The organism is Streptococcus sp. 2100 (genome assembly GCF_013276335.1).
GTDB classification, from domain to species: domain Bacteria; phylum Bacillota; class Bacilli; order Lactobacillales; family Streptococcaceae; genus Streptococcus; species Streptococcus pseudopneumoniae.
Map to the genome: position 1 here is coordinate 1 of NZ_VMKV01000025.1, position 26,038 is coordinate 26,038.

General features: G+C 42.4%; 30 protein-coding genes and 1 pseudogene. 23 read left to right on the top strand and 8 right to left on the bottom strand.

Annotation, left to right across the window (positions count from 1 at the left end; translation table 11 throughout):
* Nucleotides 1–125: 125 nt before the first annotated feature.
* The 10 genes from HT669_RS04340 to yidD all read left to right on the top strand — a co-directional run bounded on the left by HT669_RS04340 (nucleotide 126) and on the right by yidD (nucleotide 6,292).
* Nucleotides 126–374 carry a YneF family protein gene (locus HT669_RS04340; protein WP_000364990.1) on the top strand — a complete coding sequence of 83 codons (249 nt, stop codon included), beginning with the start codon at nucleotides 126–128 and terminating at the stop codon, nucleotides 372–374.
* Nucleotides 375–576: 202 nt separating this feature from the next.
* Nucleotides 577–1,371, top strand: coding sequence for a glutamate racemase (gene racE / locus HT669_RS04345; protein WP_000370377.1), 795 nt, complete (start codon nucleotides 577–579; stop codon nucleotides 1,369–1,371).
* Nucleotides 1,368–2,339: a nucleoside-triphosphate diphosphatase gene (locus HT669_RS04350; RefSeq protein ID WP_000182419.1), complete on the top strand. Its 972-nt coding sequence runs from the start codon at nucleotides 1,368–1,370 to the stop codon at nucleotides 2,337–2,339. Before racE ends, HT669_RS04350 begins: the two co-directional genes overlap by 4 nt.
* Nucleotides 2,315–2,836: a metallophosphoesterase gene (locus HT669_RS04355; protein WP_172922126.1), complete on the top strand. Its 522-nt coding sequence runs from the start codon at nucleotides 2,315–2,317 to the stop codon at nucleotides 2,834–2,836. Before HT669_RS04350 ends, HT669_RS04355 begins: the two co-directional genes overlap by 25 nt.
* Nucleotides 2,833–3,294, top strand: coding sequence for a cyclic-di-AMP-binding protein CbpB (gene cbpB / locus HT669_RS04360; protein ID WP_172922127.1), 462 nt, complete (start codon nucleotides 2,833–2,835; stop codon nucleotides 3,292–3,294). Before HT669_RS04355 ends, cbpB begins: the two co-directional genes overlap by 4 nt.
* Complete coding sequence (gene xerD, locus HT669_RS04365) at nucleotides 3,291–4,025, top strand: site-specific tyrosine recombinase XerD (protein ID WP_345789514.1); 735 nt, start codon at nucleotides 3,291–3,293, stop codon at nucleotides 4,023–4,025. Before cbpB ends, xerD begins: the two co-directional genes overlap by 4 nt.
* Entirely contained in the window at nucleotides 4,025–4,753 is a 729-nt protein-coding gene (locus HT669_RS04370) for a segregation/condensation protein A (RefSeq protein ID WP_020903099.1), read from the top strand. The genes xerD and HT669_RS04370 overlap by 1 nt, the downstream gene beginning before the upstream one ends.
* A gap of 18 nt (nucleotides 4,754–4,771) precedes the next feature.
* Nucleotides 4,772–5,341, top strand: coding sequence for an SMC-Scp complex subunit ScpB (gene scpB, locus HT669_RS04375; protein WP_000105302.1), 570 nt, complete (start codon nucleotides 4,772–4,774; stop codon nucleotides 5,339–5,341).
* Complete coding sequence (locus tag HT669_RS04380; protein WP_023941102.1) at nucleotides 5,328–6,050, top strand: pseudouridine synthase; 723 nt, start codon at nucleotides 5,328–5,330, stop codon at nucleotides 6,048–6,050. Before scpB ends, HT669_RS04380 begins: the two co-directional genes overlap by 14 nt.
* Entirely contained in the window at nucleotides 6,050–6,292 is a 243-nt protein-coding gene (gene yidD / locus HT669_RS04385; RefSeq protein WP_023941103.1) for a membrane protein insertion efficiency factor YidD, read from the top strand. Before HT669_RS04380 ends, yidD begins: the two co-directional genes overlap by 1 nt.
* 214 nt (nucleotides 6,293–6,506) lie before the next feature.
* Here the strand turns inward: yidD and HT669_RS04390 are convergent, their stop codons facing one another.
* The 6 genes from HT669_RS04390 to HT669_RS04415 form a co-directional block, all read right to left on the bottom strand.
* On the bottom strand, nucleotides 6,507–7,478 hold the full coding sequence (locus tag HT669_RS04390) for a siderophore ABC transporter substrate-binding protein (protein WP_172933640.1): 972 nt from the start codon (nucleotides 7,476–7,478) through the stop codon (nucleotides 6,507–6,509).
* A 95-nt stretch (nucleotides 7,479–7,573) separates the two neighbouring features.
* Nucleotides 7,574–8,326, bottom strand: coding sequence for an ATP-binding cassette domain-containing protein (locus HT669_RS04395; RefSeq protein ID WP_172933641.1), 753 nt, complete (start codon nucleotides 8,324–8,326; stop codon nucleotides 7,574–7,576).
* Nucleotides 8,323–9,279, bottom strand: coding sequence for an iron chelate uptake ABC transporter family permease subunit (locus HT669_RS04400; protein ID WP_050261390.1), 957 nt, complete (start codon nucleotides 9,277–9,279; stop codon nucleotides 8,323–8,325). Before HT669_RS04400 ends, HT669_RS04395 begins: the two co-directional genes overlap by 4 nt.
* Complete coding sequence (locus tag HT669_RS04405) at nucleotides 9,269–10,228, bottom strand: ABC transporter permease (RefSeq protein WP_172933642.1); 960 nt, start codon at nucleotides 10,226–10,228, stop codon at nucleotides 9,269–9,271. The genes HT669_RS04400 and HT669_RS04405 overlap by 11 nt, the downstream gene beginning before the upstream one ends.
* A gap of 296 nt (nucleotides 10,229–10,524) precedes the next feature.
* Nucleotides 10,525–10,635, bottom strand: a complete 111-nt coding sequence (locus tag HT669_RS04410; RefSeq protein ID WP_001108391.1) for a hypothetical protein — start codon at nucleotides 10,633–10,635, stop codon at nucleotides 10,525–10,527.
* A gap of 15 nt (nucleotides 10,636–10,650) precedes the next feature.
* Nucleotides 10,651–11,352: a UDP-glucose 4-epimerase gene (locus tag HT669_RS04415; protein WP_050108295.1), complete on the bottom strand. Its 702-nt coding sequence runs from the start codon at nucleotides 11,350–11,352 to the stop codon at nucleotides 10,651–10,653.
* Between the two features lie 400 nt (nucleotides 11,353–11,752).
* On the opposite strand from HT669_RS04415, the gene pepA reads away from it, so the two are divergent.
* From pepA to pnuC, 7 genes are all read left to right on the top strand, one after another.
* Nucleotides 11,753–12,817 (top strand): glutamyl aminopeptidase, encoded by a 1,065-nt coding sequence (gene pepA / locus HT669_RS04420; protein WP_000209199.1) that lies wholly within the window; start codon nucleotides 11,753–11,755, stop codon nucleotides 12,815–12,817.
* Nucleotides 12,818–12,838: 21 nt separating this feature from the next.
* Nucleotides 12,839–13,135, top strand: coding sequence for a bacteriocin immunity protein (locus tag HT669_RS04425; protein ID WP_000230147.1), 297 nt, complete (start codon nucleotides 12,839–12,841; stop codon nucleotides 13,133–13,135).
* A 681-nt stretch (nucleotides 13,136–13,816) separates the two neighbouring features.
* Entirely contained in the window at nucleotides 13,817–14,260 is a 444-nt protein-coding gene (locus HT669_RS04430) for a MarR family transcriptional regulator (RefSeq protein WP_000655202.1), read from the top strand.
* Nucleotides 14,261–14,263: 3 nt separating this feature from the next.
* On the top strand, nucleotides 14,264–15,028 hold the full coding sequence (locus HT669_RS04435) for a nuclear transport factor 2 family protein (protein ID WP_000082879.1): 765 nt from the start codon (nucleotides 14,264–14,266) through the stop codon (nucleotides 15,026–15,028).
* 14 nt (nucleotides 15,029–15,042) lie between these two features.
* Entirely contained in the window at nucleotides 15,043–15,771 is a 729-nt protein-coding gene (locus HT669_RS04440) for an ABC transporter ATP-binding protein (protein ID WP_050108298.1), read from the top strand.
* Nucleotides 15,764–17,284 (top strand): ABC transporter permease/substrate-binding protein, encoded by a 1,521-nt coding sequence (locus HT669_RS04445; protein ID WP_172933643.1) that lies wholly within the window; start codon nucleotides 15,764–15,766, stop codon nucleotides 17,282–17,284. The genes HT669_RS04440 and HT669_RS04445 overlap by 8 nt, the downstream gene beginning before the upstream one ends.
* Before the next feature lie 344 nt (nucleotides 17,285–17,628).
* Nucleotides 17,629–18,435, top strand: coding sequence for a nicotinamide riboside transporter PnuC (pnuC, locus tag HT669_RS04450; RefSeq protein ID WP_000557779.1), 807 nt, complete (start codon nucleotides 17,629–17,631; stop codon nucleotides 18,433–18,435).
* A gap of 165 nt (nucleotides 18,436–18,600) precedes the next feature.
* Here the strand turns inward: pnuC and sczA are convergent, their stop codons facing one another.
* Entirely contained in the window at nucleotides 18,601–19,137 is a 537-nt protein-coding gene (sczA, locus tag HT669_RS04455) for a TetR/AcrR family transcriptional regulator SczA (RefSeq protein WP_000181704.1), read from the bottom strand.
* 132 nt (nucleotides 19,138–19,269) lie between these two features.
* Between sczA and czcD the strand changes: the two genes are divergently transcribed.
* From czcD to HT669_RS04470, 3 genes are all read left to right on the top strand, one after another.
* Nucleotides 19,270–20,160, top strand: a complete 891-nt coding sequence (czcD, locus tag HT669_RS04460) for a cation diffusion facilitator family transporter CzcD (RefSeq protein WP_000645106.1) — start codon at nucleotides 19,270–19,272, stop codon at nucleotides 20,158–20,160.
* Nucleotides 20,161–20,403: 243 nt separating this feature from the next.
* Nucleotides 20,404–20,757 (top strand): stress response transcriptional regulator NmlR, encoded by a 354-nt coding sequence (nmlR, locus tag HT669_RS04465; RefSeq protein WP_001022629.1) that lies wholly within the window; start codon nucleotides 20,404–20,406, stop codon nucleotides 20,755–20,757.
* Nucleotides 20,758–21,795 carry a zinc-binding dehydrogenase gene (locus HT669_RS04470; RefSeq protein ID WP_172922130.1) on the top strand — a complete coding sequence of 346 codons (1,038 nt, stop codon included), beginning with the start codon at nucleotides 20,758–20,760 and terminating at the stop codon, nucleotides 21,793–21,795.
* 46 nt (nucleotides 21,796–21,841) lie between these two features.
* On the opposite strand, the gene galR is transcribed toward HT669_RS04470, so the two are convergent.
* Nucleotides 21,842–22,849: a DNA-binding transcriptional regulator GalR gene (gene galR, locus HT669_RS04475; RefSeq protein ID WP_044791058.1), complete on the bottom strand. Its 1,008-nt coding sequence runs from the start codon at nucleotides 22,847–22,849 to the stop codon at nucleotides 21,842–21,844.
* A gap of 163 nt (nucleotides 22,850–23,012) precedes the next feature.
* On the opposite strand from galR, the gene HT669_RS04480 reads away from it, so the two are divergent.
* The 3 genes and pseudogenes from HT669_RS04480 to HT669_RS04490 all read left to right on the top strand — a co-directional run.
* Entirely contained in the window at nucleotides 23,013–24,191 is a 1,179-nt protein-coding gene (locus tag HT669_RS04480) for a galactokinase (RefSeq protein WP_050285054.1), read from the top strand.
* Between the two features lie 18 nt (nucleotides 24,192–24,209).
* Nucleotides 24,210–25,691, top strand: a complete 1,482-nt coding sequence (locus HT669_RS04485) for a UDP-glucose--hexose-1-phosphate uridylyltransferase (RefSeq protein ID WP_101514787.1) — start codon at nucleotides 24,210–24,212, stop codon at nucleotides 25,689–25,691.
* Between the two features lie 69 nt (nucleotides 25,692–25,760).
* A pseudogene (locus HT669_RS04490) lies at nucleotides 25,761–26,021 on the top strand (PaaI family thioesterase); the annotation flags it as partial.
* Nucleotides 26,022–26,038: the final 17 nt, after the last annotated feature.

A 26,038-nucleotide genomic window follows, 5' to 3' on the forward strand; every position in this document is an offset into this window, starting at 1 on the left:
TCGATTTACTAAAGACATTCTCACATTCGAATTACATTCCATCCCTGATAGCGTAAAACAAACTAGTCAGGGTGACTAGTTTGTGGTATAATGAAAGGGACTCAAAAAGAAACAGGAGAAAAATGATGGATTTACTATTAGCAATTGTATTGATTGTGCTAGCTTTTCTAGGAGGAGCTCTTGGAGGAATGTACTTGGTTCGTAAGCAAATTGAAAAAGAATTCGCTGACAACCCACGTTTGAATGCTGAAGCAGTTCGTACTCTTTTGAGTGCAAATGGTCAAAAACCAAGCGAAGCCAAGGTACAACAAGTTTACCACCAAATCATCCGCCAACAAAAAGCAGCCCTTGCTAACAATAAAAAGAAAAAATAAATAAGGAAAAGTCTGGGATGAAAGTTCCAGACTTCTCACTATGTTGGTTATGGTTTAGGGATGAGACTTTTTCCTTGCATTCTATTGATATTTGATTATGATTAAGAGAGATAATTATTGATTAGGCTGTCATTATTCAGTTCATAAGGAACGGTAATCATAATGAACTATCAATCAGAAAAAAGACTAGAAAGAAGACTGTATGGATAATCGACCGATTGGTTTTTTGGATTCGGGTGTCGGGGGCTTGACCGTTGTGCGCGAGCTTATGCGCCAGCTTCCCCATGAAGAAATCGTCTATATTGGAGATTCGGCACGGGCGCCTTACGGGCCCCGTCCTGCTGAGCAAATTCGTGAATATACTTGGCAGTTGGTCAACTTTCTTTTGACTAAGGATGTCAAAATGATTGTCATTGCTTGTAATACTGCGACTGCCGTCGTCTGGGAAGAAATAAAGGCTCAACTAGACATTCCCGTCCTAGGTGTGATTTTACCAGGAGCTTCGGCAGCTATCAAGTCCAGCCAAGGTGGGAAAATCGGAGTGATTGGAACGCCTATGACGGTACAATCAGATATCTACCGCCAGAAAATCCATGATCTGGATCCGGACTTACAGGTGGAGAGCTTGGCCTGTCCCAAGTTTGCTCCCTTGGTTGAGTCAGGTGCCCTGTCAACCAGTGTAACCAAGAAAGTGGTCTATGAAACCCTGCGTCCCTTGGTTGGAAAGGTGGATAGCCTGATTTTGGGCTGTACCCATTATCCACTCCTCAGACCTATTATTCAAAATGTCATGGGGCCCAAGGTTCAGCTCATCGATAGTGGAGCAGAGTGCGTACGAGATATCTCAGTCTTACTTAATTATTTTGAAATCAATCGTGGTCGCGATGCTGGACCACTCCATCACCGTTTTTACACAACAGCCAGCAGCCAAAGTTTTGCACAAATTGGTGAAGAATGGCTGGAAAAAGAGATTTATGTGGAGCATGTAGAATTATGACAAATAAAATTTATGAATACAAGGATGACCAGGACTGGTATGTCGGCTCATATAGTATTTTTGGTGGTGTCCGGACATTGACTGATGAAGACTTGGATTTTCCTCTATTTGAGTTTGCCCAAAGATTTCGAGATGAGGAACAAGGTTTTCCTATTTCTGTGATTGTTTTACGCTATGGTTCTCTCTACCGTTTATTGTCTTTTGTGGTAGATATCCTCAACCAAGAAATGGGACGAAATCTGGAAGTCATCCAACGTCAGGGAGCTTTTCTCTTGATTGAAAATGGGCAACTCCTGCATGTAGCATTGCCTAAAGAAGGGGTCAATGTTCATGATTTCTTTGAGACAAGCAAGGTCAGAGAAACCTTATTGATTGCGACTCGTAACGAGGGCAAGACCAAGGAATTTCGTGCTATCTTTGATAAGCTAGGCTACGATGTGGAAAATCTCAATGACTATCCTGACCTGCCTGAAGTAGCTGAAACAGGCATGACCTTTGAAGAAAATGCCCGCCTCAAGGCAGAAACCATTTCTCAATTAACTGGCAAGATGGTTTTGGCAGATGATTCAGGTCTCAAAGTCGATGTCCTTGGTGGCTTGCCAGGTGTCTGGTCAGCTCGTTTCGCAGGTGTGGGAGCTACTGACCGTGAAAACAATGCCAAGCTCTTGCACGAATTGGCCATGGTCTTTGAACTCAAGGACCGCTCGGCTCAATTCCATACAACCCTAGTCGTAGCCAGTCCCAACAAGGAAAGTTTGGTTGTTGAAGCAGACTGGCCAGGTTACATTAACTTTGAACCTAAGGGTGAAAATGGATTTGGTTACGATCCTCTCTTCCTTGTAGGAGAGACAGGCAAGTCATCAGCTGAATTAACCCTTGAAGAAAAAAATAGTCAATCTCACCGTGCCTTAGCCGTTAAGAAACTTTTGGAGGTATTTCCATCATGGCAAAGCAAACCATCATTGTAATGAGCGATTCTCATGGCGATAGCTTGATTGTGGAAGAAATCCGTGATCGCTATGTAGGCAAAGTTGATGCCGTTTTTCATAACGGTGATTCTGAACTGCGTCCTGATTCTCCCCTTTGGGAGGGCATCCGCGTTGTTAAAGGGAACATGGACTTCTATGCAGGTTACCCAGAACGTTTGGTGACTGAGCTTGGTTCGACCAAGATTATCCAAACTCATGGTCACTTGTTTGACATTAATTTCAATTTTCAAAAGTTGGACTACTGGGCTCAGGAAGAAGAGGCCGCTATCTGCCTCTATGGTCACTTGCACGTGCCAAGCGCTTGGATGGAAGGCAAGACCCTCTTTCTAAATCCAGGTTCCATCAGTCAACCACGTGGGAGCATCAGAGAATGTCTCTATGCTCGTGTGGAGATTGATGACAGTTATTTCAAAGTGGACTTTTTGACACGAGACCATGAGGTGTATCCGAGCTTATCCAAGGAGTTTAGCCGATGATTGCCAAGGAGTTTGAGACTTTCTTGTTGGGGCAGGAGGAAACTTTTTTGACTCCTGCTGAAAATCTAGCCGTGTTGATTGATACCCACAATGCGGATCATGCGACCCTCTTGCTCAGTCAGATGACCTATACCCGTGTTCCCGTTGTGACAGATGAAAAACAGTTTGTTGGGACGATTGGGCTCAGAGATATTATGGCTTATCAGATGGAGCATGATTTGAGTCAAGAAATCATGGCAGATACAGATATCGTTCATATGACGAGAACGGACGTAGCGGTTGTCTCGCCTGATTTTACTATTACGGAGGTCTTGCACAAGTTGGTAGATGAGTCCTTCTTGCCGGTTGTGGATGCGTCTGGTATTTTCCAAGGAATTATCACGCGCAAGTCTATCCTCAAGGCAGTCAATGCCCTCTTGCATGACTTTAGTAAGGAATATGAGATTCAATGCAAATGAAAGACAGGATTTCAGACTTTTTAGAGGAAAAGCAGGGGCTGTCTGCCAATTCCAAGCAGTCCTATAAGTATGATTTGGAGCAATTTTTAGACGTCGTGGGCGAGCGGATTTCTGAGACCAGTCTCAAGATTTACCAAGCCCAGCTAGCCAATCTAAAAATCAGCGCCCAGAAGCGAAAGATTTCGGCCTGTAATCAATTTCTCTACTTTCTCTATCAGACAGGAGGAGTGGACAGCTTTTATCGTTTGGAATTAGTGAAACAAGCTGAAAAGAAGACGGCAAAGCCAGAAATTCTAGACCTAGACTCTTTTTGGCAAGAAAGTGACTATCCAGAGGGTCGCTTGCTAGCGCTCTTAATCCTAGAAATGGGGCTCTTGCCGAGTGAGATTTTAGCTCTCAAGGTTGAGGATATCAATATGGATTTTCAGGTGTTGCGAATCAAGAAGGCTTCCCAACAGAGGATTGTCACCATTCCTGCGACCTTACTGTCAGAATTGGAACCCTTGATGGGCCAGACCTATCTTTTTGAAAGGGCAGGGAAAGCCTATTCTCGTCAGTGGGCTTTTCGTCAGCTAGAGTCTTTTGTCAAGGAGAAAGGTTTTCCATCCTTATCAGCTCAAGCCTTGCGGGAACAGTTCATTCTCAGACAAATAGAAAAGAAGGTCGATTTGTACGAAATTGCAAAAAAATTAGGATTAAAAACAGTCCTGACCTTAGAAAAATATAGATAATGGATATTAAATTAAAAGATTTTGAAGGGCCCCTGGACTTGCTCTTGCATCTGGTTTCTAAGTATCAGATGGATATCTACGATGTGCCTATTACGGAAGTCATCGAACAGTATCTAGCCTATGTCTCAACCCTGCAGGCCATGCGTCTGGAAGTTACGGGTGAGTATATGGTCATGGCCAGTCAGCTCATGCTGATCAAGAGTCGCAAACTACTTCCAAAGGTAGCAGAAGTGACAGACTTGGAGGATGACCTAGAGCAGGATCTTCTCTCTCAAATCGAAGAATACCGCAAATTCAAGCTCTTGGGGGAGCATTTGGAAGCCAAACACCAAGATCGGGCCCAGTACTATTCCAAAGCACCGACAGAGTTGATTTACGAAGATGCGGAACTTGTGCATGACAAGACGACCATTGACCTTTTTTTGGCTTTTTCAAATATCCTAGCCAAGAAAAAAGAGGAGTTTGCACAGAATCACACGACTATCTTGCGGGATGAGTATAAGATTGAGGACATGATGGTCATCGTAAAAGAGTCCTTGACTGGACGAGATCAATTGCGCTTGCAGGATTTGTTTAAGGAAGCCCAGAATCTCCAAGAGGTCATTACCCTCTTTTTGGCAACCCTAGAGTTAATCAAAACCCAGGAGCTGATTCTTGTGCAAGAGGAGAGTTTCGGAGATATCTATCTCATGGAAAAGAAGGAAGAAAGTCAAGTGGCCCAAAGCTAGACTTGATAGAGAGGAAAGATGAGTACTTTAGCAAAAATAGAAGCGCTCTTGTTTGTAGCGGGTGAAGATGGGATTAGAGTCCGCCAGTTAGCTGAACTCCTCTCTCTGCCACCAACAGGTATCCAACAGAGTTTAGAAAAATTAGCCCAGAAGTATGAAAAGGACCCAGATTCCAGTTTGGCTCTGATTGAGACAGGGGGCGCTTATAGATTAGTGACCAAGCCTCAATTTGCAGAGATTTTGAAGGAATACTCTAAGGCGCCTATCAACCAGAGCTTGTCTCGGGCTGCCCTTGAGACCTTGTCCATTATTGCCTACAAACAGCCGATTACGCGGATAGAAATTGATGCCATCCGTGGAGTTAACTCGAGTGGAGCCTTGGCAAAGTTGCAGGCTTTTGACCTGATAAAGGAAGACGGGAAAAAGGAAGTATTGGGGCGCCCCAACCTCTATGTGACTACGGATTATTTCCTAGATTACATGGGGATAAACCATTTAGAAGAATTACCAGTGATTGATGAGCTTGAGATTCAAGCCCAAGAAAGCCAATTATTTGGTGAAAGGATAGAAGAAGATGAGAATCAATAAGTATATTGCCCACGCAGGTGTGGCCAGTAGGAGAAAAGCAGAAGAGCTGATCAAGCAAGGTTTGGTGACGGTTAACGGCCAAGTGGTGCGTGAACTAGCAACCACTATCAAGTCAGGCGACAAGGTCGAAGTTGAAGGTCAACCTATCTACAACGAAGAAAAGGTCTATTATCTGCTTAACAAACCACGCGGTGTCATTTCCAGTGTGACAGATGATAAGGGTCGCAAGACGGTTGTCGACCTCTTGCCCAATGTCAAAGAGCGTATTTACCCTGTGGGTCGTTTGGACTGGGATACATCAGGAGTCTTGATTTTGACCAATGATGGGGACTTTACAGACGAGATGATTCACCCTCGTAATGAGATTGACAAGGTTTATGTCGCGCGTGTTAAAGGTGTGGCCAATAAGGACAATCTTCGCCCCTTGACCCGTGGTCTTGAGATTGATGGTAAGAAAACCAAGCCAGCTGTTTATGAAATTCTCAAAGTGGACCCAGTCAAAAATCGCTCTGTGGTGCAGTTGACTATCCATGAAGGGCGTAACCACCAGGTTAAAAAGATGTTTGAAGCTGTTGGTCTCCAAGTAGATAAGTTGTCTCGGACTCGTTTCGGACATCTAGACTTGACAGGACTCCGCCCAGGAGAATCCCGTCGTCTTAACAAAAAAGAAATCAGCCAACTACATACCATGGCTGTAACCAGGAAATAATGAAACAAATCTTAATAGCGCCTGTGCGCCTTTACCAACGGTTTATCTCACCAGCCTTTCCCCCCTCTTGTCGCTTTGAGCCGACTTGTTCCAACTACATGATTCAGGCTATTGAAAAACATGGCTTCAAGGGTGTTTTGATGGGCTTGGCTCGGATTTTACGTTGCCATCCCTGGTCGAAAACAGGTAAGGACCCCGTTCCAGACCATTTTTCCCTTAAACGAAATCAAGAAGGGGAATGAGGTGGGGTAAATAGATTTCAAAATGATAAAAACGCATCCTATCAGGTTTGAGTAAACTTGATAGGATGCGTTTTAGAATGTCAAAATTTTATACTCTTCGAAAATCTCTTCAAACCGCGTCAGCTTTCATCTGCAACCTCAAAANNCAACCTGCGGCTAGTTTCCTAGTTTGATCTTTGATTTTCATTGAGTATTAAATTGAGTTTGAAGTGGCTTATTTCAAAGCTTTTTGTGTGTCTTCAATCATGAGTTTTGTTGATTCAAGACCGCCTCCACTGAGATACCAGAGGTCTGGTGTTAGTTGGATAATCTTACCATTTTTAGCGGCAGGTGTTTCAGCGATAAGGGCATTTTCTAGGACACCGTCGTTGCTAGAGTTGTCCCCACCGATGGCAAGGGTACGGTTGATGACAAAGAGAATGTCAGGGTTGATTTCTTTGACACTTTCAAAGCTGACTTCTTGTCCGTGGCGAGAATCTTCAAATTGAGTATCAGTTGGCTTGAATTTCAAGGTTTGATACAAGAAAGAAAAACGAGATTGAGCACCAAAGGCTGCCATTTTTCCTTCATTAAGGAGGATGGCAAGGGCTTTTTTGTCAGAGCTTTCATTTTTAGTAGCGACTTCTTGAATGCTCTTGTCTAGCTTGACTAATTCTTCCTTGGATTTCTGTGCACCAGTTTCGCCGAAGGCGCTTGCTAAGGATTCGATATTAGCCTTGGTAGAAGTCCAGTAGTCGTCCTTGCTTGCTTGGAAGAGAACGGTTGGGGCGATTTCTTTGAATTTGTCTACGAATTTTTGTGTACGTAGGGAAGCAATAATCAAATCAGGCTCAAGGGCGGCGATAGCTTCTAAATCAGGTTCTCTCATAGAACCAACATTTTTAACTTTTCCAGCTAGGTCTTTGAGATAGGTTGGTACTGTTTTTGTAGGCATTCCAACGATATTTTTTTCAAATCCTAGAGCACGAATAGTATCCGCAGCGCCGAGGTCAAAGGTCACAATCTTTTCAGGAACTTTGGAAAGTTTGACTTCGTCTAGTGAACTTTTAATGGTTATCTCTGTTGGAGCAGAGTTGCTTGTTTCCGACTGACTAGTGCTTGAGTTTGTATTTGTACTGCATGCACCAAGTAGAAGCAAGAAGCTGGCCACTAGGGCAGTGAAATAAAGTTTAAGGGATGTTTTCATGATTTCTCCTTTTTAAAATGTGATAACGATTTAGGGAGTCTCTTGGTCTTATTGACTAAGAGACCGAAGGTTCTCTAACTTGAGCTTCTATGTTACTAGCTATAGATACAGATCTTTTTGCCATTGATATCAGCTAGCGTGATAGGAATCTCATAGAGTTGACTGAGCAGGTCAGCCTGCATGATTTGATTGGTTCTTCCCTTGCTAAAGACTTGACCGTCCTTGAAGGCGATAATTTCATCCGCATACTGGCTGGCCATGTTAATATCGTGGAGGACGATGATAATGGTCTTGCCGAGTTCCTCCACCAGTCGCCGAAGAATCTGCATCATGCTGACGCTTTGCTTGATATCGAGATTGTTGAGTGGTTCGTCCAGCAAGATAAAGTCCGTATCCTGGGCCAGTACCATAGCGATAAAGACACGTTGGAGCTGGCCGCCAGACAGACTATCGATGTAGCGGTCTTTTAAGTTTATCAGTTCCAGATAGTTCAGAGTTTCTCGAATTTTTTCCCAGTCTTCTTCTCTCAGGCGTCCTCGGCTGTAGGGAAAACGTCCAAAGCTGACCAGTTCTTCAACGGTTAATTTTGCCTGGTAATTGATCTTCTGCTTTAGGATGGTCAGTTCTTGGGCTAGTTCTTGCGAATTCCAACTCTCGATTTCACGACCTTTGATACTGAGAATTCCCTGATTTTTCTTGGTCAGTCTGCTCATGATGGAGAGGAGAGTCGATTTTCCAGCACCATTTGGACCAATGAAGGCTGTCAGTTTCTGAGGACTGACTTCAAGCGAAATGCCTTGCAAAATATCCTGTTTTTGAATGGATTTGTCAATGTTTTCCAGTTTCACCGACGCGCCCTCCTATAAAGTAAGATAAAGAATAAGAAGCCACCCACACTCTCGATGATCATACTGATGCGAATTTCCAGCGCAAAGACTCGTTCAATCAAGGCTTGCCCCAAGGTCAAACTGATAAATCCGACCAGAATGGCCACGATAAAGAGCAACTTGTGCCGATAGTCTTTGACAATTAGGTAAGTGAGGTTGGCTAGCATAAAGCCGAAGAAGGCCATAGGACCTACCAAGGCAGTGGCTGTTGAGGTCAAAAGTACGATACCCCAGAGGAGTTCTTTCTGTTCTTTTTCAACATCGAGTCCCAATACCTGAGCTGTTTCTCTTTGCAGGTGCAAGACATCCAGAATGACTGCTTTTTGAAAGAAAAAGATTGTCAAAGCAAGGATAATCAGAGAACCAATGGCTAGGATGGAAGTGTTGAGATGTTGAAAGGAGGCAAAGAGACTATTCTGCAGTTTATCGTATTCGTTTGGATCCATCAGGACCTGAAGGAAGGTACTGATATTTCGAAAGAGACTTCCGAGGGCTAGACAGATCAACAGAATGAAGACAAGGTCTTGCTTCATCAGTGTCTTCAAGTAGCCTTGCAAGGCGAGAAAGAAGAGGGATTGAAGTAGAAGTAAGACTAGGAATTCTAAAATGGGAGACTTCCCGAGTTGAAGAAACTTACTTTCAAAAACCAGTAGTAGGGTTTGTAGTAGGACGTAGAAGGATTCGATTCCTAAAATACTAGGCGTCAGGAATCGATTTTCCGTCAGGGTTTGAAAACTAATGGTCGAAATCCCAGTCGCGATGGCTACCAAGAGATAAACGATGATCTTTTGGGAACGCAACTTCCAAGTAAAGGCTGACAAGTGAGTGATGGGCCAAAAGTAGAGAAGACAAGCTCCGATGGCAAGAATAATGAGAATCCAGAAGAGCTTGGTATGTTTGCTTTTAGTCTGCATCTTTTCGTCCCCCTCTCCAGAGAAGTAGGATAAAGACGAGGCTACCAATGATTCCTAGCAAGAGACTGACAGACAACTCATAGGGTCTGATCAGAACTCGGGATAGGATATCGCAAGCCAGAACTAGATTGGCACCAACCAGTGCGACCATGAGTTTGGTTTGACTCAGATTATCTCCATAACGCTTGCGAATAAGATTGGGAACAATAACTCCAAGAAATGGTAAGGCACCCACGGTAATCATGGTGACGCTTGTCGTTAATGCAATCAGAAAGAGAGCTAGTTTTTCAAGTAGGGAGTAAGAAATCCCCAAACTTTCACTGGTTTCTTTTCCTAGATTCATGATGGTAAAAGTTTGGGATAATTTCCAAACGGCTATCAGGATGATGAGGCCTAAGAAGAGCCACTCATACTGATGGGTCTGAATCATGGAGAAGGATCCTTGGGTCCAAGCAGTCATACTCTGAACCAGATTGAAACGATAGGCGATAACTTCTGTGACTGAGTCGATAATCCCACTATAGATGATTCCAATCAGAGGCAACATCCACCTTTCCTTTACAGTAAAAATGGTCATAAAGGCTAGGAAGAAGAGGGTAAATATGATGGATGAAACAAAAGCGAAGAGCATCTTTTGGGTTAGACTCGCAGACGGAAAGATAAAGAGGCTCAATACCATTCCCAGTTTGGCGGCTTCAGTGGTTCCAACTGTACTCGGAGCAGCAAACTGATTTTGAGTGATGGTCTGCATGAGAAGGCCTGCCATACTCATACTAGAGGCAGTCAGGAGAATACTGATAGTTCTTGGGAGACGGGACTCTTGAAAGAGGAGCCAGGTCTGCTGGTCGAAATCAAATAGCTTTCCCCATGAAAAATCACTGGTCCCAATGCTAATAGAGAGAAAGACTAGGAGTAGAAGTAAGCCAATTAAATAATGAGAAAGTTTCATACCCCGTCCTTTCATGTAGATTTGGTATCGAAAGATACCTGCGGATATAAATGTAACATTATTTTTCTAATCTGTCAATAAAATTTCTGACAATTTAATAAATACAACAAGGAGAGAGCAACAAGACTTTCTCCTTTGTTATCCTATTCTAAAATGTTTTTACCTTAATCTGATAAAATAATATCTTCGAGGGAGTAGCTAGCCGTCCAATCAAGATATTGTTTAGCTTTTGAAGCATCTGCTAGGACACTGGCTGGGTCACTAGCACGTCGAGCAACAATCTCGTGTGGGATTTTTTAATTTAGTAATTCTTCAGCAGTTTTAAAGATTTCTTTGATAGTATAGCCTTTTTTAGTTCCTAAGTTAAAGATTTGAGAAGAACTGTCTTCTTGAAATAGGTAGTTCATTCCTTTAACATGAACCTATGCAAGGTCCAAGACATAAATGCAATCTCGAATACATGAACCGTCACGTGTATCGTAGTCATCTCCAAATATTTTTAAGCTATCATGTTGTCCCAATGAGGTCTTGTTGATATTTGGGATGATGTGAGTTGGATTTTTCACACGCAGACCGTTTGAAGCATCCATTTCAGCCCCAGCAACATTAAAGTAACGGAAAATAACATATTTCCAGTCGTAGCGATTGGCCATCCAGTAAATCATTCGTTCGCCCATCAGTTTTGTCTCTGCATAAGGGTTGACAGGGTCGAGCAGGGTATCTTCAGTCACCGGCTTGTCAATACAGTTATTTCCATAGAGAGAAGCAGTCGAAGAGAACATGATTTTTTGAATGCCAACTTCAGATAAGACTTTGAGAACTTGGTTCATACCAGCAACGTTGGCAGTGAAGTATTTACTTGGATTTTCAATACTTTCGCTCACAACAATTTCACCTGCACAATGGAGGACAGCATCAATCTGATTTTCTTCTAAGTAAGCCTTTAAGGCGCTAGCATCATAAACATCCAGTTCTTTAAAGCTAGCACGACTATCCACAGCCGCTCGATTTCCTGTGGAGAGATTATCGAGGACATGCACCTGATAGCCAGCATTTAAAAGAGCTTTAACGGTATGGGAGCCAATGTAGCTAGTCCCACCTGTAACAAGAATTGTTTTGGTCATGATTTTTTCCTTTTCTAGTTTTGTACTATAGTAAATTGAAATAAGATATGAACAACTCTATTAGGAAAGTCAAATTAATTTCTAGAAATGTTTTAGCAGCTACAGCGTACTATTCCAAACTCAACCAACTATATATTTAAAGAAAGAAGAAAGGGAAGTCAACTATTTTCTGTAAATTTCATGAAAAATCCAAACAACTTTGATGGTGTATTGTTTTTTTGTTTGGAAATAAATATTCGAGTTAATTTTGGAATGTTTACTAGATTTTGCACTACATGCAAGAGAATACTATCCTTTTCTAAGATAGAGCAGGACTAAGATACTAACTTAGAAATCCACCTTCCCACTATCCTTCTCCTATAAAAAGTGGTAAAATGGATGAAAGAAAGAAGGAACTGAAATGACAACATTATTTTCAAAAATTAAAGAAGTAACAGAACTTGCTGCAGTCTCAGGTCATGAAGCGCCTGTCCGTGCTTATCTTCGTGAAAAGTTGACACCGCATGTGGATGAAGTGGTGACAGATGGCTTGGGTGGTATTTTTGGTATCAAACATTCAGAAGCTGTGGATGCACCGCGCGTCTTGGTCGCTTCTCATATGGACGAAGTTGGTTTTATGGTCAGCGAAATCAAGCCAGATGGTACCTTCCGTGTCGTAGAAATCGGTGGCTGGAACCCCATGGTGGTTAGCAGCCAACGTTTCAAACTCTTGACTCGTGATGGTCATGAAATTCCTGTGATTTCAGGTTCTGTTCCTCCGCATTTGACTCGTGGAAAGGGGGGACCAACCATGCCAGCCATTGCCGATATCGTTTTTGATGGTGGTTTTGCGGACAAGGCTGAGGCAGAAAGTTTTGGCATCCGTCCTGGTGATACCATCGTACCAGATAGTTCTGCAATTTTGACAGCCAATGAAAAAAATATCATCTCAAAAGCTTGGGATAACCGCTACGGTGTCCTCATGGTAAGCGAGCTAGCTGAAGCTTTATCAGGTCAAAAACTCGGCAATGAACTCTATCTGGGTTCTAACGTCCAAGAAGAAGTTGGTCTGCGTGGCGCTCATACCTCTACAACCAAGTTTGACCCAGAAGTCTTCCTCGCAGTTGATTGCTCACCAGCAGGTGATGTCTACGGTGGTCAAGGCAAGATTGGAGATGGAACCTTGATTCGTTTCTATGATCCAGGTCACTTGCTTCTCCCAGGGATGAAGGATTTCCTTTTGACAACGGCTGAAGAAGCTGGTATCAAGTACCAATACTACTGTGGTAAAGGCGGAACAGATGCAGGTGCAGCTCATCTGAAAAATGGTGGTGTCCCATCAACAACTATCGGTGTCTGCGCTCGTTATATCCATTCTCACCAAACCCTCTATGCAATGGATGACTTCCTAGAAGCGCAAGCTTTCTTACAAGCCTTGGTGAAGAAATTGGATCGTTCAACGGTTGATTTGATTAAACATTATTAAACCATAAGGGAGGTGGTAGGGATGGTAGAACCAAACCTAGAAAGCCTTATAAAAGATCTTTACAATCATGCTCGACATGATTTGAGTGAAGATTTAGTTGCTGCTCTCCTAGAGACTGCTAAAAAACTGCCTACTACAAATGAGCAATTGCAGGCAGTTCGTCTCTCAGGCCTGGTCAATCGTGAATTGCTCCTAAATCCCAAACATCCAGCACCTGAGTTGCTCAACTTGGCTCGCTTTATCAAAAGAGAAGAAGCCAAGTACAGAGGAACTGCGACTTCTGCGCTTATGTATGAGGAACTCTTTAAAATGCTTTGATTCCATTGTGGATCAAAGCATTTTTTGTAAGACCTATCTCGTGAGCATTCAAATAGTAGTAACAAGGAATCATGAGAAGTCAGCCGAGACCATAGTACTGAAGAAACTTCTGTAATGGAAGTGGAGCGAAGTGAGGAATCGTCAAACGGTAGGGGATAGGCTGTTTGAAGGGTGCTACGAAAAAGATAGGGCAAGGTGAAATTATAGCGGGATGAAATAAGATATGAACAAATTGATTAGGAAAATCAAATGAATTTATAGAAATATTTTAGCAGTCATAGCGTCCTATTCCAGTTTCAAAATGTTATAAATACGAACAAATTGATTGGGAAATTCAAATCGCTTTCTATCAATGTTTTAGAAGATACAGTGCCCTAGTCTAACTTCAATATACTATAAAAGAACAGATGGAAGCAATTATGATTTACTTCTATCTTTAAAATAAATGGTCTGATAGGAAAAATGTGTCCCCTCATAAAATATAGGATAGTACGGATGGAAGGCTTTTGTAGACTGGAGGACGAAGGAATTTAGAAACTCTCGTTAAAAGTTAGTTGAGCCGGAGTATGGTGGTGTGAATAATTATCAAAAATTATTTCCAAATCGAAATAGTTGACAGTTAGAACGATGAGTGTTACAATTATTTTATTCATTTCGACATCGAAATAAATTGGAGGTGTTATGAAAGATAGTCATTTGCTAGCCCATCATATTCGTTTGTTGAATGGGCGGATTTTTCAAAAGTTACTGAGTCAAGATCCTGAGGCTCTTTATAGGGGTGAACAGGGCAAGATTTTAGCGGTTTTATGGAATAGTGAAACTGGCTGCGCAACTGCGACAGATATCGCGCTTGCGACTGGGCTTGCGAATAATACGCTGACGACTATGATAAAAAAGCTAGAGGAACAAAAGCTTGTAATTGTTAGTCCGTGTGGAAAAGACAAGCGTAAGAAGTATTTAGTTTTAACGGAGTTAGGCAAGTCCCAGAAAGAAGTGGGGCATCGTGTCAGTCAGAAATTGGATACTATCTTTTACAAAGGATTTTCAGAGGAAGAAATTCACCAATTTGAAGGTTTTCAAGAAAGAATTTTGGCGAATTTGAAAGAGAAGGGAAATGAGGTTTAGAATATGTCACAACAAGTGAAAAATGCTCACAACCTATACATCCATGCCATTCAAGACGGACGAGTTGCTGAGGCTCAAGCCCAGTCTGTAGGGGATACCTATATCCAACATTCGACAGGTGTTCCTGACGGGAAAGAAGGATTTGCAGCCTTCTTTGCAGATTTCTTTGAGCGTCATCCAGAGCGTCAGATTAAGATTGTCCGCACCATTGAGGATGGCAATCTGGTCTTTGTTCATGTTCATCAATATCTGAATGGTGGAGAAGCTCAATGGGTGACGACGGATACTTTCCGTGCGGATGAGAATGGTCGTATTGTTGAGCATTGGGATGTCATTGACTACTATCGAACACCTGAAAATGATCAACTAGATCAAATTTTTGGAGATTTTGAAATCAAGGATTTGGATAAGAAAGCAGAAAATAAAAAGCTGGTTCGCCGTTTCTTGACAGAAATTTTCCAAAATGGGGAGCTAGAGCAGTGGAGTGATTATGTGGCAGACGATTTGATTCAGCATAATCATGAGATTGGACAAGGAAGTGCTGCTTATAAAAACTATGTGGCTGAATATAGTGTCACTTTTGACTTTGTTTTCCAACTCTTAGGACAAGGAAACTATGTGGTTAGCTATGGTCAGACTCAGATTGATGGCGTTGCTTATGCCCAGTACGATATCTTCCGTTTAGAGAACGGGAAAATTGTGGAGCATTGGGATAATAAGGAAGTCATGCCTAAGGTAGAAGACTTGACTAATCGAGGGAAGTTTTAAATTGAGGACAAAGAATGATTGAATACAAAAATGTAGCACTGCGCTACACAGAAAAGGATGTCTTGAGAGATGTCAACTTACAGATTGAGGATGGGGAATTTATGGTTTTAGTAGGGCCTTCTGGGTCAGGTAAGACGACCATGCTCAAGATGATTAACAGTCTTTTGGAACCAACTGATGGAAATATTTATATGGATGGGAAGCGCATCAAAGACTATGATGAGCGTGAACTTCGTCTTTCTACTGGTTATGTTTTACAGGCTATTGCTCTTTTTCCAAATCTAACAGTTGCGGAAAATATTGCTCTCATTCCTGAAATGAAGGGGTGGAGCAAGGAAGAAATTACGAAGAAAACAGAAGAGCTTTTGGCTAAGGTTGGTTTACCAGTAGCCGAGTATGGGCATCGCTTACCTAGTGAATTATCTGGTGGAGAACAGCAACGGGTCGGTATTGTCCGAGCTATGATTGGTCAGCCCAAGATTTTCCTCATGGATGAACCCTTTTCGGCCTTGGATGCTATTTCGAGAAAACAGTTGCAGGTTCTGACAAAAGAATTGCATAAAGAGTTTGGGATGACAACGATTTTTGTAACCCATGATACGGATGAAGCCTTGAAGTTGGCGGACCGTATTGCTGTCTTGCAGGATGGAGAAATTCGCCAGGTAGCGAATCCCGAGACAATTTTAAAAGTGCCTGCAACAGACTTTGTAGCAGACTTGTTTGGAGGTAGTGTTCATGACTAATTTAATTGCAACTTTTCAGGATCGTTTTAGTGATTGGTTGACAGCTCTATCTCAACATTTGCAGTTGTCACTTTTGACCTTGTTACTAGCTATTTTGCTTGCGATTCCCTTGGCTGTTTTTCTTCGCTATCATGAGAAGCTGGCCGACTGGGTCTTGCAGATTGCAGGTATTTTCCAGACCATCCCGTCTCTGGCCTTGTTGGGGCTCTTTATCCCTTTGATGGGAATTGGGACCTTGCCGGCTTTGACAGCTCTAGTGATTTATGCGATTTTCCCTATTTTGCAAAATACTATCACTGGGCTGAAGGGAATTGATCCGAACCTGCAAGAGGCTGGGATTGCCTTTGGGATGACCAGATGGGAACGTCTCAAGAAATTTGAAATTCCACTCGCCATGCCGGTTATCATGTCTGGGATTCGGACTGCAGCTGTCTTGGTTATCGGTACGGCAACCTTGGCTGCCTTGATTGGTGCAGGGGGACTGGGTTCCTTTATCCTTTTGGGAATTGACCGTAATAATGCCAGTCTGATTTTGATTGGGGCACTTTCTTCTGCAGTGCTAGCCATTGCCTTTAACTTCCTACTAAAAGTGATGGAAAAAGCAAAATTGCGGACGATTTTTTCTGGTTTTGCCTTGGTGACCTTGTTGCTTGGTTTGTCTTATAGTCCAGCTCTTTTGGCTCAAAAAGAGAAAGAGAACTTGGTCATTGCTGGGAAATTGGGACCAGAACCAGAAATTTTGGCCAATATGTATAAACTCCTCATTGAAGAAAATACCAGTATGACTGCGACTGTTAAACCGAATTTTGGGAAAACAAGCTTCCTCTATGAAGCTCTGAAAAAAGGCGATATTGACATCTATCCTGAATTTACAGGAACGGTGACTGAAAGTTTACTTCAGCCATCACCGAAAGTGAGTCATGAGCCAGAGCAGGTTTATGATGTAGCGCGTGATGGTATTGCCAAACAGGATCATCTAGCCTATCTCAAACCCATGTCTTATCAAAATACCTATGCTGTAGCTGTTCCGAAAAAGATTGCTCAAGAATATGGCTTGAAGACCATTTCGGACTTGAAAAAAGTGGAAGGGCAGCTGAAGGCAGGTTTTACTCTCGAGTTTAATGACCGTGAAGACGGAAATAAGGGCTTGCAGTCAATGTATGGTCTCAATCTTAATGTGGCGACCATGGAGCCAGCCCTTCGCTATCAGGCAATTCAGTCAGGTGATATTCAAATCACGGATGCCTATTCAACCGATGCAGAGTTGGCACGTTATGATTTACAGGTATTGGACGATGACAAACAACTCTTCCCACCTTATCAAGGGGCTCCACTGATGAAAGAAGCTCTTCTCAAGAAACATCCAGAGTTGGAAACAGTTCTTAATACATTGGCTGGTAAAATTACTGAAAGCCAGATGAGCCAGCTCAACTATCAAGTCGGTGTTGAAGGCAAGTCAGCGGAACAAGTAGCCAAGGAATTTCTACAAGAACAAGGTTTGTTGAAGAAATGATGGGGTAGAGACTTTAAACATACTGAACTCAACTTCCTTAAACGACTAGATAAAAGAATGCTCAGACAATTTCGTCTGGGCTTTTTTGATGTGAGAATGACTGAATGTCACTTAAAATGGAAAGAAAGAGAAAATTTTCATGATTTTCTAAAATTTTACTGTAAAGACAGTTGACTATTCATAAAATAGGTGTATAATATTTTGTGAACTACTTAACAAATAAGGGGTTTCAGCTCATGTCGACTAAGGTTAGAAATCTTGTGTATAGGCAGTTCATTATCTAATAGAGCGTTGCGTCCGAAAGTCTATCCAGACACGGCTCTTTAAAAACAAAAGGAGAAATGATGCATACTTATTTGCAAAAGAAAATTGAAAATATCAAAACAACCCTAGGTGAAATGTCAGGTGGTTACCGTCGTATGGTTGCGGCTATGGCTGATTTAGGATTTTCAGGAACTATGAAGGCTATCTGGGATGACCTCTTTGCCCATCGTAGTTTTGCCCAGTGGATTTATTTGCTGGTTTTAGGAAGTTTTCCTCTCTGGCTGGAGTTGGTTTACGAACATCGTATTGTTGACTGGATTGGGATGATTTGTAGCTTGACAGGGATTATCTGTGTAATCTTTGTATCGGAAGGTCGAGCAAGTAATTATCTTTTTGGCTTGATTAACTCTGTTATTTACCTTATTTTGGCCCTACAGAAAGGCTTTTATGGTGAGGTGCTGACGACACTTTACTTCACAGTCATGCAGCCAATTGGACTTCTAGTTTGGATTTATCAGGCACAGTTTAAGAAGGAAAAGCAGGAGTTTGTCGCGCGTAAACTGGACGGCAAGGGCTGGACAAAGTATCTTTCCATTAGTGTGCTTTGGTGGTTGGCCTTTGGCTTCATTTATCAGTCTATTGGTGCCAATCGTCCCTATCGTGATTCAATCACAGATGCAACCAATGGGGTAGGGCAAATCCTCATGACAGCTGTTTACCGTGAACAGTGGATATTCTGGGCGGCTACCAATGTCTTTTCAATCTATCTCTGGTGGGGAGAAAGCCTGCAAATTCAAGGGAAATATCTAATTTATCTCATTAACAGTCTAGTTGGTTGGTATCAATGGAGCAAGGCAGCTAAGCAGAATACTGATTTACTTAACTAGGAAAAGATGTTTGAAAGTGCTGTTTTGAGATTTCGATTAAAACAGATATAGTTGATAATCAAGGATTTATAGTATGAAAAAGAGGATCGGCGGGTCCTCTTTTGTTGTTGAAAAGATAAAAAACTCAGTAACCTAGAAATAAGACAACTGAGCTTTACTCTATATTCAATTTTTAGGAATGAGAAGGTCTAGATAAAATTGGACAACTTCCTGGTCTGTGAAATCTTGACCTTTTTTGAGCCACCAGGTCAATGTCTCGATAAAGTTGGACATGACCAAGTGTTGGAGGTAAGAAGTAGGCAGATTAGGGTGGGCTTCTTTTAAATTATCAGCTAGCACGGAATAGACATGGTGTTCTAGCTCTTTATGGAGTTGACGGAGGAAGTAGTCATTTTTGGAAAATAGCAGACTGGTGATATGGTCTTGGTTTTTATGAAAATGGAGAAAGAGGTGGGCGAGGTAGTCCTCGGTTGAAATGGCTTGCTCTCTTTCAAAAAGATGATGGAAGAGGTAGCGGCAGAGCTGGTCCAGAAGAAGCTCCTTACTCTCATAGTGACAGTAAAAGGTGGATCGTCCCACATCTGCGAGATCAATGATATCCTGAACAGTAGTGGTCTCGTAGCCCTTAGCATTCAAAAGTTGTATAAAAGCTTGATAGATGGCTTTTTTGGTTTTGCTGATACGGCGGTCAATGTTAGTCATATGGACACTTAAGGCAAATTGTTCAGAACTGAATAAAGCTGACGTTTTGCTTCTATCCTTTCTTTGAGTTTTAGTGGATAATGATAATGAACAAGGTGTTCATAAATCTATTATAACAAAGGAATGAGAAATATGAAGGCAAAATATGCTGTTTGGGTGGCTTTTTTCTTAAATTTGACTTATGCCATTGTTGAGTTTATTGCAGGTGGAGTATTTGGTTCTAGCGCTGTTCTTGCTGACTCTGTGCATGACTTGGGAGATGCGATTGCAATTGGAATATCAGCTTTTTTAGAAACAATCTCCAATCGTGAAGAAGACAATCAGTACACCTTGGGCTATAAGCGGTTTAGCCTGCTAGGAGCCTTGGTAACAGCTGTGATTCTCGTAACGGGCTCTGTTCTAGTCATTTTGGAAAATGTCACGAAGATTTTGCATCCGCAACCAGTCAATGATGAGGGGATTCTCTGGTTAGGAATTATTGCGATTACTATCAATCTGTTAGCGAGTCTGGTGGTTGGTAAGGGAAAGACAAAGAATGAGTCTATTCTGAGTCTGCATTTTCTGGAAGATACGCTAGGGTGGGTAGCTGTTATCCTGATGGCGATTGTTCTTCGATTTACGGACTGGTATATCCTAGATCCTCTTTTGTCCCTTGTCATTTCTTTCTTTATTCTTTCAAAAGCCCTTCCACGTTTTTGGTCTACACTCAAGATTTTCTTGGATGCTGTGCCAGAAGGTCTTGATATCAAGCAAGTAAAGAGTGGCCTGGAGCGATTGGACAATGTGGCCAGCCTTAATCAGCTTAATCTCTGGACTATGGATGCTTTGGAAAAAAATGCCATTGTCCATGTTTGTCTAAAAGAAATGGAACATATGGAAACTTGTAAAGAGTCTATTCGAATTTTCCTAAAAGATTGTGGTTTTCAAAATATTACCATTGAAATTGATGCTGACCTAGAAACTCACCAAACCCATAAGCGAAAGGTGTGTGACTTGGAACGGAGTTATGAGCATCAACATTAGAAAAAAGTGAAAAATACTTGGGTACTATCTTATTTGGAATAGAGTAATTTCTTTATTATTTAAATATTTCAAAAATTGGTAAGAGAAGAGCATTGTATAAACTCCGGATATATGATTGTTAATGATAAAAATTTTTCGATTAGATACAAAATGCTTGACTTGGAGTCAACTCAAAGTTATATAATAAGATAAGTGAGTTAGAATAGCGTGAATTCAGTGAATGAAATGAGAGGAGGTTAGCGTGTGAATATTAAATCTGCCAGTGATTTGTTGGGAATTTCAGCGGATACGATTCGGTATTATGAACGGGTTGGTCTTGTGCCACCGATTACTCGTACTGCTACTGGGATTCGTGATTTTCAAGATCAGGATATCGAAGCGCTGGAATTTATTAAGTGTTTTCGTTCGGCGGGTGTCTCTGTAGATAGTTTAGTTGACTATATGTCGCTCTACCAAAAGGGAGATGAAACGAGAGAGGAGAGGCTTGGTATTTTAGAAGAGGAAAAGCAAAAATTAGAGGAGCGCTTGTCTCAGCTACAGACAGCTTTAAATCGTTTAAATCTCAAAATTAAACTTTATAAGGAAGGAAAATTTTAAATGAAATCAGCAGTATATACAAAGGCAGGTCAGGTTGGACTTGCTAGCATTGAACGTCCGCAAATAATAGAAGCGGATGATGTGATTATTCGTGTGGTTCGTTCGTGCGTTTGTGGTTCAGATTTATGGAGGTACCGTAATCCAGAAACGAAAGCTGGACACAAAAATAGTGGACACGAAGCGATTGGGATTGTTGAAGAAGCTGGGGAAGCCATTACGACGGTGAAACCAGGTGATTTTGTGATTGTCCCTTTTACACATGGATGTGGTGAGTGTGATGCCTGTCTTGCTGGATTTGACGGTTCTTGCGACAATCATATTGGCAATAATTTGGGGGGTGATTTTCAGGCAGAATATATTCGCTTCCACTATGCAAACTGGGCGCTGGTTAAAATCCCTGGTCAACCTTCTGACTATACAGAAGGGATGCTCAAGTCCCTTTTGACTCTTGCAGATGTCATGCCGACAGGCTATCATGCGGCGCGTGTTGCAAATGTTCAAAAAGGGGACAAGGTTGTTGTTATCGGTGATGGGGCTGTTGGTCAATGTGCTGTCATCGCGGCTAAGATGCGTGGAGCATCACAAATTATCCTTATGAGCCGTCATGAAGACCGTCAAAAGATGGCTATGGAGTCAGGTGCGACAGCTGTTGTTGCAGAACGTGGTCAAGAAGGAATTACCAAGGTGCGTGAAATCCTCGGTGGAGGAGCAGACGCAGCACTTGAATGTGTTGGTACGGAGGCTGCTATAGAACAGGCGCTAGGTGTTCTTCATAATGGAGGGCGTATGGGCTTTGTAGGAGTCCCACACTATAATAATCGTGCTCTTGGTTCGACATTTATGCAAAATATCTCTGTAGCAGGTGGGGCAGCTTCTGCTACAACATACGATAAGCAATTTTTACTAAAAGCCGTCCTTGATGGTGATATCAATCCAGGTCGCGTCTTTACTTCAAGTTATAAACTGGAAGATATCGACCAAGCCTACAAAGATATGGATGAACGTAAGACCATTAAGTCTATGATTGTAATCAAATAAAAAACGAATAGGAGTTTTAGAACTCCTATTCGTTTTTTATGTTATCCTATTCTTGATTTAGGGTACTTTCTCTTAATGTCAGTCTGGTTCCCAGCATGGTCAGGCTAGGAATTTTGCGACCGTGGAGGACTTCTTTGTTAAGAATATCCATACCTGCTCGCCCCATTTCTTCAGTATAAACTGTAATACTAGAGAGGGGAGGATAGACCTGTTTGGTCAGACTAGTGTCGTTAAAGGAAATGAGGCTGACGCGATCTGGCAGGCTGATTCCAGCTTCTTGGAGCGCACGAAGGGCACCGATGGCTAAACTATCGCTGGCTGCGAAAAATGCTGGCGGAAGTTGGTCTCCCAAGCTCTGAATGGCCTCCTTCATTAAGTCATAGCCAGACTGGGCAGTAAATCTTCCTTGAAAGACCAGTTCATCATGATAGATTCCCCTCGCTTGACTGTAGTTTTTGAAGTTTTCTAGACGCTTATCCTCAATGATTTCTTCTTGGTCTGTTGTTTCCTCAAGCCCTGTTAGAATCCCGATACGGTCCATCCCTTGACTGAGGAAATAATCGACAACCTGTTTCATGGCAGTGTAAAAGTCCGTAATAATGCAGGTATGTCCGAGGGAAAGTGTATCACTGTCTAGAAAGACCAGGGGTTTTTGGTATTCTTCAAAGGCAGAAATCTGAGCTCGGCTAAATTTTCCGATGCAGAGAATCCCAATCACTTCCTCGCTTAAGGTAAAAGGATGGTCATTAAAATAGCGCAAGATATCGTAGTCCAACTCTTGGGCTCTTTTTTCTATTCCTAGGCGAATCTGGTAGTAGTAGAGGTCGTCTAGCTCCCCTTGTTCGCTGACCCATTGAATAATGGCAATCTTTTGCTTGGGTTTATGGGACTCGCCTGTCTTGAGGTGCTTGGTGTAGCCCAGCTCTTCAGCAACGGTTAAAATACGGTGTCTGGTTTCTTCTGTAACAAATAGGCTCTGGTCGCGGTTGAGGACGCGGGATACGGTCGCGATAGAGACAGAGGCTAGCTGTGCAATGTCTTTTAAGGTAGCCATAAATCCTCCTTGATTAGGTTAGTATATCATATTTTTCTGCTTTTTACTGATATTTTAGTAAAATTTTAGTAAAAAGGATTGACCTTGGGAAATCCCTTGGATACAATAGAAGAAAACGATTACACGTTAAGGTGGCTTAACGGACAGTCAAAGGAGAAATCATATGACACAACATCTTACTACTGAAGTCCTTCGCAAAGACTTTCTTGCTGTTTTTGGTCAAGAAGCAGACCAAACCTTCTTTTCACCAGGCCGCATTAATTTGATTGGTGAACACACAGACTACAACGGTGGGCACGTTTTTCCTGCTGCTATTTCCTTGGGAACTTACGGTGCAGCTCGTAAGCGTGACGACCAAGTTTTGCGTTTCTACTCAGCTAACTTTGAGGACAAGGGCATTATCGAAGTGCCTCTCGCTGACCTCAAGTTTGAAAAAGAGCACAACTGGACCAACTATCCAAAAGGGGTTCTTCATTTCTTGCAAGAAGCTGGGCACGTGATTGACAAAGGTTTTGATTTTTATGTTTATGGGAATATCCCAAATGGTGCTGGTTTGTCTTCTTCAGCATCCTTGGAGCTCTTGACAGGAGTCGTGGCAGAGCATCTCTTTGATTTAAAACTAGACCGTTTGGATTTGGTTAAAATCGGAAAACAAACAGAAAACAACTTTATCGGAGTCAACTCTGGTATCATGGACCAATTTGCTATTGGTATGGGGGCTGACCAACGTGCTATTTACTTAGATACCAATACTTTAGAATACGACTTGGTGCCACTTGATTTGAAGGACAATGTCGTTGTTATCATGAACACCAACAAACGCCGTGAATTGGCGGACTCTAAATACAATGAACGTCGTGCTGAGTGTGAAAAAGCAGTGGAAGAATTGCAAGTTGCCTTGGATATTCAGACCCTGGGTGAATTGGACGAGTGGGCCGTTGACCAATATAGCTATCTGATTAAAGATGAAAATCGTTTGAAACGTGCTCGCCATGCTGTGCTTGAAAACCAACGTACCTTTAAAGCTCAAGCAGCCCTTCAAGCAGGTGATTTGGAAACATTTGGTCGTTTGATGAATGCGTCACACGTTTCTCTGGAGCGTGATTATGAAGTAACTGGTTTGGAATTGGATACTCTTGTTCACACAGCTTGGGCACAAGAAGGAGTTCTCGGTGCTCGTATGACAGGGGCTGGTTTTGGTGGCTGTGCCATTGCCTTGGTTCAAAAAGATACTGTTGAGGCCTTTAAGGAAGCTGTAGGCAAACACTACGAGGAAGTAGTTGGATACGCTCCAAGCTTCTATATCGCTGAAGTTGCAGGTGGCACTCGCGTCCTTGACTAGTCAAAAGGAGGCTCTATAGTGATCTTAGTAGATAAATTTGTAACACATGTCATTTCTGAAAGTTCATTTGAGGAAATGGATCGAATCTACCTGACCAACCGTGTTTTGGCACGAGTGGGAGAAGGTGTTTTGGAAGTTGAGACCAATCTGGATAAATTGATTGACCTCAAGGACCAGCTAGTTGAGGAAGCCGTTCGATTAGAGACGATTGAGGATAGTCAGACTGCGCGTGAAATCCTCGGTACTGAACTGATGGACTTGGTGACTCCTTGTCCGAGTCAGGTCAATCGTGACTTCTGGGAAGCCTATGCCTACTCTCCTGAGCAAGCGATAGAGGATTTTTATCAACTCAGTCGGAAAAATGACTACATCAAACTCAAGGCCATTGCTAAAAATATCGCTTATCGTGTTCCATCTGATTATGGAGAACTTGAAATTACCATCAATCTCTCTAAGCCTGAAAAGGATCCGAAAGAGATTGCGGTAGCCAAGTTGGTGCAAGCTAGTAATTATCCTCAGTGTCAACTTTGTTTAGAGAATGAGGGTTACCATGGTCGGATCAACCACCCAGCTCGCAGAAACCACCGGATTATCCGTTTTGAAATGGTTGGTCAGGAATGGGGGTTCCAGTATTCGCCCTATGCTTACTTTAATGAGCATTGTATCTTTTTAGATGGCCAGCATCGTCCCATGGCCATTAGTCGTCAGAGTTTTGAACGTCTGTTGGCTATCGTAGAGCAGTTTCCAGGATATTTTGCTGGATCTAATGCCGACCTGCCGATTGTGGGGGGCTCTATTCTAACTCATGATCATTATCAGGGAGGCCGTCACGTATTTCCTATGGAATTGGCTCCCTTGCAAAAGACCTTCCGATTTGCTGGTTTTGAGCAGGTCAAGGCTGGAATTATCAAGTGGCCAATGTCTGTCCTACGCTTGACTTCGGATTCCAAAGAGGATTTGATTAACTTAGCTGATAAGATTTTCCAGGAATGGCGTCAGTATTCAGATTCTAGTGTGCAGATTTTGGCAGAGACGGACGGAACACCGCATCACACCATCACACCAATTGCTCGTAAACGCGATGGACAGTTTGAGTTGGACTTGGTCTTACGAGATAATCAAACATCACCAGAACATCCTGATGGCATTTATCATCCTCACAAGGATGTCCAACATATCAAGAAGGAAAATATCGGCTTGATTGAGGTCATGGGCTTGGCTATTTTACCACCTCGTCTGAAAGAAGAGGTGGAGCAAGTCGCTAGCTATCTCGTGGGAGATGGTGATACAGTTGCCGATTATCATCAGGAATGGGCAGACCAACTCAAAGTCCAACATCCAGACCTAGCGGATAAAGAAAAAGCCCTTGAAATCGTCAAGGACTCTGTTGGTGCTATCTTTGCGCGTGTACTGGAGGATGCAGGTGTCTACAAGCAGACAGAACAAGGACAGGCAGCCTTTATGCGCTTTGTGGAGCAGGTTGGAATTTTGCCAGACTAGGAGCTTTCTCCTTGCACAGTCCTATAAAAAGTAGTATCATAGTGTCGTTTGAAATATCAGGAGGAAACAATGAAAGATTTTCATTTTGACGCTATATCTGCCTTTGAAAATTACGAAATTGAACAAATGAGAGATGGTCACGTTGTGGTGACGACCAAAGTAGTGGACTCGTCGCTCAACTACTATGGCAACGCCCATGGTGGTTATCTCTTTACCCTTTGCGACCAGATCAGCGGTTTGGTGCTCATATCTCTGGGGCTTGATGGAGTGACACTCCAATCCTCTATCAACTACCTCAAATCAGGAAAACTTGACGATGTGCTGACTATTATAGTTGCTTAGTTTCA

Bases quoted from the DNA above. Each gene is read 5' to 3' on its own strand.
- HT669_RS04340 (WP_000364990.1), top strand. From the start codon at position 126: ATGGATTTACTATTAGCAATTGTATTGATTGTGCTAGCTTTTCTAGGA.
- racE (WP_000370377.1), top strand. From the start codon at position 577: ATGGATAATCGACCGATTGGTTTTTTGGATTCGGGTGTCGGGGGCTTG.
- HT669_RS04350 (WP_000182419.1), top strand. From the start codon at position 1,368: ATGACAAATAAAATTTATGAATACAAGGATGACCAGGACTGGTATGTC.
- HT669_RS04355 (WP_172922126.1), top strand. From the start codon at position 2,315: ATGGCAAAGCAAACCATCATTGTAATGAGCGATTCTCATGGCGATAGC.
- cbpB (WP_172922127.1), top strand. From the start codon at position 2,833: ATGATTGCCAAGGAGTTTGAGACTTTCTTGTTGGGGCAGGAGGAAACT.
- xerD (WP_345789514.1), top strand. From the start codon at position 3,291: ATGAAAGACAGGATTTCAGACTTTTTAGAGGAAAAGCAGGGGCTGTCT.
- HT669_RS04370 (WP_020903099.1), top strand. From the start codon at position 4,025: ATGGATATTAAATTAAAAGATTTTGAAGGGCCCCTGGACTTGCTCTTG.
- scpB (WP_000105302.1), top strand. From the start codon at position 4,772: ATGAGTACTTTAGCAAAAATAGAAGCGCTCTTGTTTGTAGCGGGTGAA.
- HT669_RS04380 (WP_023941102.1), top strand. From the start codon at position 5,328: ATGAGAATCAATAAGTATATTGCCCACGCAGGTGTGGCCAGTAGGAGA.
- yidD (WP_023941103.1), top strand. From the start codon at position 6,050: ATGAAACAAATCTTAATAGCGCCTGTGCGCCTTTACCAACGGTTTATC.
- HT669_RS04390 (WP_172933640.1), bottom strand. From the start codon at position 7,478: ATGAAAACATCCCTTAAACTTTATTTCACTGCCCTAGTGGCCAGCTTC.
- HT669_RS04400 (WP_050261390.1), bottom strand. From the start codon at position 9,279: ATGCAGACTAAAAGCAAACATACCAAGCTCTTCTGGATTCTCATTATT.
- HT669_RS04405 (WP_172933642.1), bottom strand. From the start codon at position 10,228: ATGAAACTTTCTCATTATTTAATTGGCTTACTTCTACTCCTAGTCTTT.
- HT669_RS04410 (WP_001108391.1), bottom strand. From the start codon at position 10,635: ATGAACTACCTATTTCAAGAAGACAGTTCTTCTCAAATCTTTAACTTA.
- HT669_RS04415 (WP_050108295.1), bottom strand. From the start codon at position 11,352: ATGACCAAAACAATTCTTGTTACAGGTGGGACTAGCTACATTGGCTCC.
- pepA (WP_000209199.1), top strand. From the start codon at position 11,753: ATGACAACATTATTTTCAAAAATTAAAGAAGTAACAGAACTTGCTGCA.
- HT669_RS04425 (WP_000230147.1), top strand. From the start codon at position 12,839: ATGGTAGAACCAAACCTAGAAAGCCTTATAAAAGATCTTTACAATCAT.
- HT669_RS04430 (WP_000655202.1), top strand. From the start codon at position 13,817: ATGAAAGATAGTCATTTGCTAGCCCATCATATTCGTTTGTTGAATGGG.
- HT669_RS04435 (WP_000082879.1), top strand. From the start codon at position 14,264: ATGTCACAACAAGTGAAAAATGCTCACAACCTATACATCCATGCCATT.
- HT669_RS04440 (WP_050108298.1), top strand. From the start codon at position 15,043: ATGATTGAATACAAAAATGTAGCACTGCGCTACACAGAAAAGGATGTC.
- HT669_RS04445 (WP_172933643.1), top strand. From the start codon at position 15,764: ATGACTAATTTAATTGCAACTTTTCAGGATCGTTTTAGTGATTGGTTG.
- pnuC (WP_000557779.1), top strand. From the start codon at position 17,629: ATGCATACTTATTTGCAAAAGAAAATTGAAAATATCAAAACAACCCTA.
- sczA (WP_000181704.1), bottom strand. From the start codon at position 19,137: ATGACTAACATTGACCGCCGTATCAGCAAAACCAAAAAAGCCATCTAT.
- czcD (WP_000645106.1), top strand. From the start codon at position 19,270: ATGAAGGCAAAATATGCTGTTTGGGTGGCTTTTTTCTTAAATTTGACT.
- HT669_RS04470 (WP_172922130.1), top strand. From the start codon at position 20,758: ATGAAATCAGCAGTATATACAAAGGCAGGTCAGGTTGGACTTGCTAGC.
- galR (WP_044791058.1), bottom strand. From the start codon at position 22,849: ATGGCTACCTTAAAAGACATTGCACAGCTAGCCTCTGTCTCTATCGCG.
- HT669_RS04480 (WP_050285054.1), top strand. From the start codon at position 23,013: ATGACACAACATCTTACTACTGAAGTCCTTCGCAAAGACTTTCTTGCT.